Source organism: Fulvivirga kasyanovii, from assembly GCF_009711405.1.
Classification (GTDB): domain Bacteria; phylum Bacteroidota; class Bacteroidia; order Cytophagales; family Cyclobacteriaceae; genus Fulvivirga; species Fulvivirga kasyanovii.
In genome coordinates this window covers 20,950-26,478 of record NZ_SMLW01000612.1, presented here as the reverse complement: position 1 = coordinate 26,478, position 5,529 = coordinate 20,950, and the positions used below count along the sequence as shown (strand labels likewise).

Below are 5,529 nucleotides of genomic sequence, written 5' to 3'. Positions count from 1 at the left end.
TGGGCCTGAATTCGCTGATCAAATTCTTGATAGATTGGTACAGCGACATTTCTGTTACCTCCAAAGTTACGGCCAAGCTGTATTTTACCATTTGTTGTTTTAAGCCTCCTGCATCTTCTTTACAATTGACTTTGATTTTAAGATTGGTACCATCAAGATAGAAACCAACTTCATCATCTTCAAGAATATCATTTTGAACCGTTCCTCTGCCAGCAATCCTAAAACCTGCGTTAGCATGGAATAGGCTCATCTGGCCGCTTTTCGCGGTCGTATGAGAGGTTATTGAGGTATAACGCAGCTTGACGATACTAGGCGCAGAAGTGTCCGCCTTAACAGCAGGTTATGAGACTTTTGATTTCTTTGCAAAATCTTCATTTGATGATTTTTAATACCCATTCATTTCCTTCATAATTCCAGTTAACCCCTATCATGTTGTCTTTTCCGTGTCGGGTTAGCTCAAGATTTACCATCTGATTCCCTAAATCCAGGTTTTTGATCACGACACGTTCGAGATACTCAGGTAAAATTGGTTTATAAAAAGACACCTCCCTTTTACTATTGTCTATATTGATCTGCAATATGGACCTAAGTAATAAATACACAGCGGCAACAGACCAAGCCTGGGGAGAGCATGCTACCGGATAAGCCGTAGGCCCTTCACCTTCTCTTCGGTCCATACCGCAAAAAAGCTCCGGTAAACGTTGAAGATTGATGAAAAGTGAAGCATCAAATAAGCCAGTCATGAGTTTTAGCGCATTATGCGGATAACCGTATTGCCCCATGCCATCAGCAATTAGCGCTACATCATGTGGCCAGACAGATCCATTATGGTAAGACATTGGATTGTATCTTGCTTCATGCTGCGACAAGGTTCTTACTCCCCAACCTGAATACATGTCAGATTCAAGTAGTGTTTTGCTCAAACGTTCTGCTTTTTCGCAATCTGCAATTCCTGTATACAGCACTTGTCCTGCATTGGATGACTTTACCCTGCAGGGTTTTTTCTGACCATCCAACGCCAGCACATAGCAACTTAACGCTTCGTCCCAAAAATCTTTATTAAACTGTATTTTGAGTTTTTCTGCACTCTTACGCCACTGATTTGCTTTAGCTGTTTCATTAAAAAGCTCAGCAAGCTTTGCTCCGTACAGTTTGGCACTATAGACATATCCCTGAACTTCACAGAGAGCAATAGCAGGCTCGGCTAACTGCCCATTGGCATGAGAAACAGAATCATGACTGTCTTTCCAGCCTTGATTGGTCAGCCCATTTTTCGATTTATGCTGATATTCCACATAGCCATCCCCATCGAGATCCCCATATTGATATATCCAGTCAAGTGCCTTTTGAACATTTGGCCAAATGCGTTTGATCGTATCCATATCACCCGTACGCTCATAATAGGCCCCAGCCAACATCACGAAGAGAGGAGTGGCATCTATCGTTCCGTAGTATTGCTTGAAGGGCACTTCATTGAGTGCGACCATTTCTCCACCGCGCGTTTCATGCAAGATTTTTCCAGGTTCGGCATCTATGGATTCATCCAGCGTAGTGGCTTGATTGGCTGCAAGAAATAGCAATACATCTCTGGACAGCTTTGGGGCCACCCACAATGTTTCCAAAGCGGTAATGATCCCATCCCTGCCAAAAGCCGTATTATACCAGGGTACTCCAGCGTAGGGATATTTACCGGTGGGTGTGTCTGCCATTAAGGACACCAGATCAGCCTTTGAGCGATTGAGCCAATGCGTGAATTGCTCGTTGGAGGTTTCAATAATTGGTAGGTAATCTTTACCCCGATCAAGATCACTGGCGTTGGCATGCCGACTTTGCCAATAGTCGACCTCATCCTGGCTGCCCCCTTCTTGAGAAAAAGTCAGCGAATATTCGATATGCTGTAGTTTCTTTGGTTCAAGCTGTAAGTCAAAAGCCACTCTGCCAGCAGACTCATTGGTTGAAAACGAGCGATTAAATACCACTTTGCATTGACGCACTACCTCATCCAGCCCCCTATAGCTAATCTTGAGGGTACGATCATTCAATTGTTCATAACCCAGGTAAATTCCTCTTCTTTCTCGCTCAAGTCCCCTTACTTCAAAAATGTCCTTAAAGTCACCATCAAATTGAAGGCTTATCGTAAGAGGTATCTGATGATCCAAATAGTTTTCTATTTCAATCTTCTCATGAAACCGTCCATTTCGTACCAGTTGACTTCTGTGCAGATGAATAGATCCTTGCGGAAGTTTTGTTTCATCCGGTAGCGCTATCAAGGGATTTGTGAGGTCTACTGATAAGACATCATTGGCTTCCTTGATATTGGAACTAAGCAATACCGGGTACTGATCATTTAATAGCAATCGGAGTTCATTGATGAATCGGGTATCCTGATGATAGACCCCCTGAACCTCTTTACCCAGGGGGAGAATATCACCAGACCTACTTGTAATACTAAAAGTATCACAGTGATTCAGTACCTGTGTTCGATCATCAATGTAGCTGGCATCCGCCAATACTTCAAATTCGCCTTTTTCTATGACTTGTTTTTCTTCCTGAATCTCAATCATTGCTTTATTTAACTAAGGGACCTAACCTGGTTTTTTAACTCCTTTGAAATAAACACTAATTTTTTGGTAGATGGTATCAGTGACTGGTAAAGCTCCATGTAGTTTCGAGCCATCACGCCTGTACTGAATCGCTTCTCAAAAGTCTCTCGGACTTTATTTCGATCTATAAGGTCAATATTTTCCAATGCTCTAACAGATTCAGCCACATTATCTACAATGAACCCGCTTTCTCCTTTGTCAATTACTTCCGGTACCGATCCATGATTGTAGGCGATTACGGGAGTACCACATGCCATTGCCTCGATCATTACCATGCCGAAAGGTTCCGGCCAATCTATTGGGAATAATAAGGCTTTTGCTTTACCTAAAAACTCGCCTTTTCGATCTTCCCCAATTTCCCCAATGAATTCAACATGTGGCTGCTCCATAAGCTGCTTAATCATTCTTTGATAATAATCTTCATCGGCCGTATCGATTTTGGCTGCTATCTTTATTTTTATGCCTGCTTCTTTCGCTATTTGTATCGCTCTATCGGGTCGTTTCTCAGGAGATATTCGGCCAATGAATGCAACATAATCGCCATCACCTTCTCCTTTCCTGTAGAGATCCAACGGCAGCCCATGATAAACCGTACCGATCCAGTTGACATCCACAGGCATCCCTTTCCTTTGAGAATCAGAGATGGATACGAGGGGTTGTTTTTTGAACTTATGATACACGTAAACGAGATCGGGGATGTCCAATCGACCGTGAAGAGTGGTCAAATGTGGTTTATTCAATAAGCTGGAAAATGGAAAATGCAGGTAGTCCGTGTGAAAATGCATCACGTCAAATTCATGTGCATGCTCTATTACTTCCTGCATCTGTGCAATATGATGAGCCAATGGATCTTGTACATCCTTAAGCCTCAAAGCATCTTCAGTGAGACTGACCAGTTTTGCATTGGTTTTAGAATCTCCTGAAGCAAACAGTGTAACATCATGACCTTGACGAACCAGTTCTTCAGTCAAATAAGAAACCACTCTCTCAGTACCTCCATAAAGCTTCGGTGGTACCGATTCATATAAGGGGGATATCTGTGCTATTTTCATGTTCGTTTGTTTGTCTTTCAATGGCAACACTGAATCTTACATTAAAAATTTATTCGCAATTTGTGTAAAATCACTGTTGATTTTTAATGACGATTTCATAATCGTATTATTGTTTTATGCTGTCTGTTTTAGTTCATTCCAATCATTTAATTTTTGTTTTAGCCCATTTTCATACATCCATTGATCCAGTTTTGAATCATCTGATGGATGAATAGTTTGTAGTGCTTTTTATACTCTTTTTTCAAGAGAAACTGATCAAAGCTAACCTTCTCTAATATGGTCTTGTAATAGTTCAAAAATACACTTTGCTCCATATTCAGGAATAGTTTACAGAATCAGTGATACTATGGCATGTGCAAACATGCCTAGCACCACCAAGAAGCTGAATCCGAAAAAAAGGATGGCAGCTATCATGAAATAGATATAGGTCTCGTTCCTTTCCATACCAATTCGTGTTTTTAGATAGGACCTCTATATTTTGTCACCGGATTGGAGCGATAGATCCTTTTGCCCCTGGTTTGTCTAGGCCGCAACTTGACCCCTTCAGGTACAACTCCGTACTTATTGTTATGGAAACTGCTTTGGCGTTGCATTGGCAAATGCATGGGCTCAAAGTACAGCTCCAGCGTACTCAACTGAGGTTGATACATTAATACCGGATTATATATAAATATGGTTTTATCCTGAGGGACGGTCAGAAAATTATTGAACCATTGTTTCTCAGGAACTGTTGGTTTCACTTGAGCTTGAAAAAAAGATGGAGCAATAAGGTTAGCATTATCCATCATACCTATTTGTAAAAGAATAATAAATAATGTTTTCATGGCTTCATCATTTTTTCGTTCAACATGTATAACTCATCTAATCAAAAGCATAAACTAACTATTTGACTCAATCCAACATCAGCAATGATTCCCTGCATTGCTCAGAAAAGCTGCTTTGTTGGATAGAAACCGTACAGGCCATTTGGTTTTGATCAAGCTATTCTGATGGAAAACTCCTTCTTTTCGGCCTTCTACTTTATCGTACCATACACATAAAACCTTATGATTACTTGTAGATGTGCCTAACAGAAAATCCTTGCCTTCCACATACTTGATCACTTCCATGACAGGTCCACCTGATCTCAGTTGCACTCTGTCTCCGGGTTTAAAATATCTTTTCATGGCTCCTCAATTTTTAAATCTTTAAAATGGGTGGGGTGTTTCGCACCCCACCTTACTCAAAAACTCAAAAACGGGACTTAGGATATAGCTATAGTCCTTGCAGGTTTTTTCTTAGCTTCCTCTTTCTTAGGAATCACAAGGCTAAGTAATCCATCTTTGTAGGTAGCTTCGATCTTATCAGCTTCTACGGTGTTTGGTAGATGGAAACTTCTTCTGAAAGACTGATAGCTGAATTCCTTACGAGTGTAGTTTTGATCCTCTTTGGAATGCTCATTTTGCACTTCAGAATAGATGGTCAGCATATCGTTATCCAACTCTACATGAAAATCATCTTTTTTCATGCCAGGAGCGGCCATTTCTACCCTGAAGTCATCGTTAGATTCAACAATATTTACACGAGGAACAGTACTGTTACTACTGTCAGTCCAATTAGACCAATCAAAAAGGTCTCTGGTCAAGAAATCATCAAAGAATGATGTAGAAGGGAAAAATCCGTTTCTTTTTACTAAAGTGCTCATCGTCTTCAAATTTTAATAGTTAAACAATTCAACAATTTTGGTTAAACTGTAATCCTGTCCCGATAGCTATCGGGATCAGAACCATCAAAACCTAAATTCAATAAACTTTAGAACCGCGATTCTATTTTCCTATTGACAACTCTTGTGCCAATTGATGTTACGGATAAACGATGTCAGTTTCCTCTGAAAA

At 40.6% G+C, this 5,529-nt stretch carries 7 protein-coding genes; all 7 read right to left on the bottom strand.

Going from position 1 to position 5,529, the window contains the following annotated elements:
* The coding region (locus E1163_RS19400; protein WP_221418043.1) for a hypothetical protein at positions 1 to 250 on the bottom strand (250 nt) is incomplete at its 3' end.
* A gap of 121 nt (positions 251 to 371) precedes the next feature.
* Complete coding sequence (locus E1163_RS19395; protein WP_155174120.1) at positions 372 to 2,564, bottom strand: amylo-alpha-1,6-glucosidase; 2,193 nt, start codon at positions 2,562 to 2,564, stop codon at positions 372 to 374.
* An 8-nt stretch (positions 2,565 to 2,572) separates the two neighbouring features.
* Entirely contained in the window at positions 2,573 to 3,655 is a 1,083-nt protein-coding gene (locus tag E1163_RS19390) for a glycosyltransferase family 4 protein (RefSeq protein WP_155174119.1), read from the bottom strand.
* Positions 3,656 to 3,813: 158 nt separating this feature from the next.
* Positions 3,814 to 3,969, bottom strand: a complete 156-nt coding sequence (locus E1163_RS19385) for a hypothetical protein (protein WP_155174118.1) — start codon at positions 3,967 to 3,969, stop codon at positions 3,814 to 3,816.
* A 144-nt stretch (positions 3,970 to 4,113) separates the two neighbouring features.
* The gene (locus E1163_RS19380; RefSeq protein ID WP_155174117.1) at positions 4,114 to 4,479 is read right to left on the bottom strand and encodes a hypothetical protein; all 366 of its coding nucleotides are present in this window, start codon (positions 4,477 to 4,479) and stop codon (positions 4,114 to 4,116) included.
* Positions 4,480 to 4,557: 78 nt separating this feature from the next.
* A complete protein-coding gene (locus E1163_RS19375) occupies positions 4,558 to 4,821 on the bottom strand; it encodes a DUF2158 domain-containing protein (RefSeq protein ID WP_155174116.1) in 264 nt (87 codons plus the stop codon).
* A 77-nt stretch (positions 4,822 to 4,898) separates the two neighbouring features.
* Positions 4,899 to 5,339, bottom strand: coding sequence for an Hsp20/alpha crystallin family protein (locus tag E1163_RS19370; RefSeq protein ID WP_155174115.1), 441 nt, complete (start codon positions 5,337 to 5,339; stop codon positions 4,899 to 4,901).
* Positions 5,340 to 5,529 lie beyond the last annotated feature (190 nt).

Excerpts from the sequence above, each read along its gene's own strand:
- E1163_RS19395 (WP_155174120.1), bottom strand. The coding sequence starts at position 2,564 with ATGATTGAGATTCAGGAAGAAAAACAAGTCATAGAAAAAGGCGAATTT.
- E1163_RS19390 (WP_155174119.1), bottom strand. The coding sequence starts at position 3,655 with ATGAAAATAGCACAGATATCCCCCTTATATGAATCGGTACCACCGAAG.
- E1163_RS19385 (WP_155174118.1), bottom strand. The coding sequence starts at position 3,969 with ATGGAGCAAAGTGTATTTTTGAACTATTACAAGACCATATTAGAGAAG.
- E1163_RS19380 (WP_155174117.1), bottom strand. The coding sequence starts at position 4,479 with ATGAAAACATTATTTATTATTCTTTTACAAATAGGTATGATGGATAAT.
- E1163_RS19375 (WP_155174116.1), bottom strand. The coding sequence starts at position 4,821 with ATGAAAAGATATTTTAAACCCGGAGACAGAGTGCAACTGAGATCAGGT.
- E1163_RS19370 (WP_155174115.1), bottom strand. The coding sequence starts at position 5,339 with ATGAGCACTTTAGTAAAAAGAAACGGATTTTTCCCTTCTACATCATTC.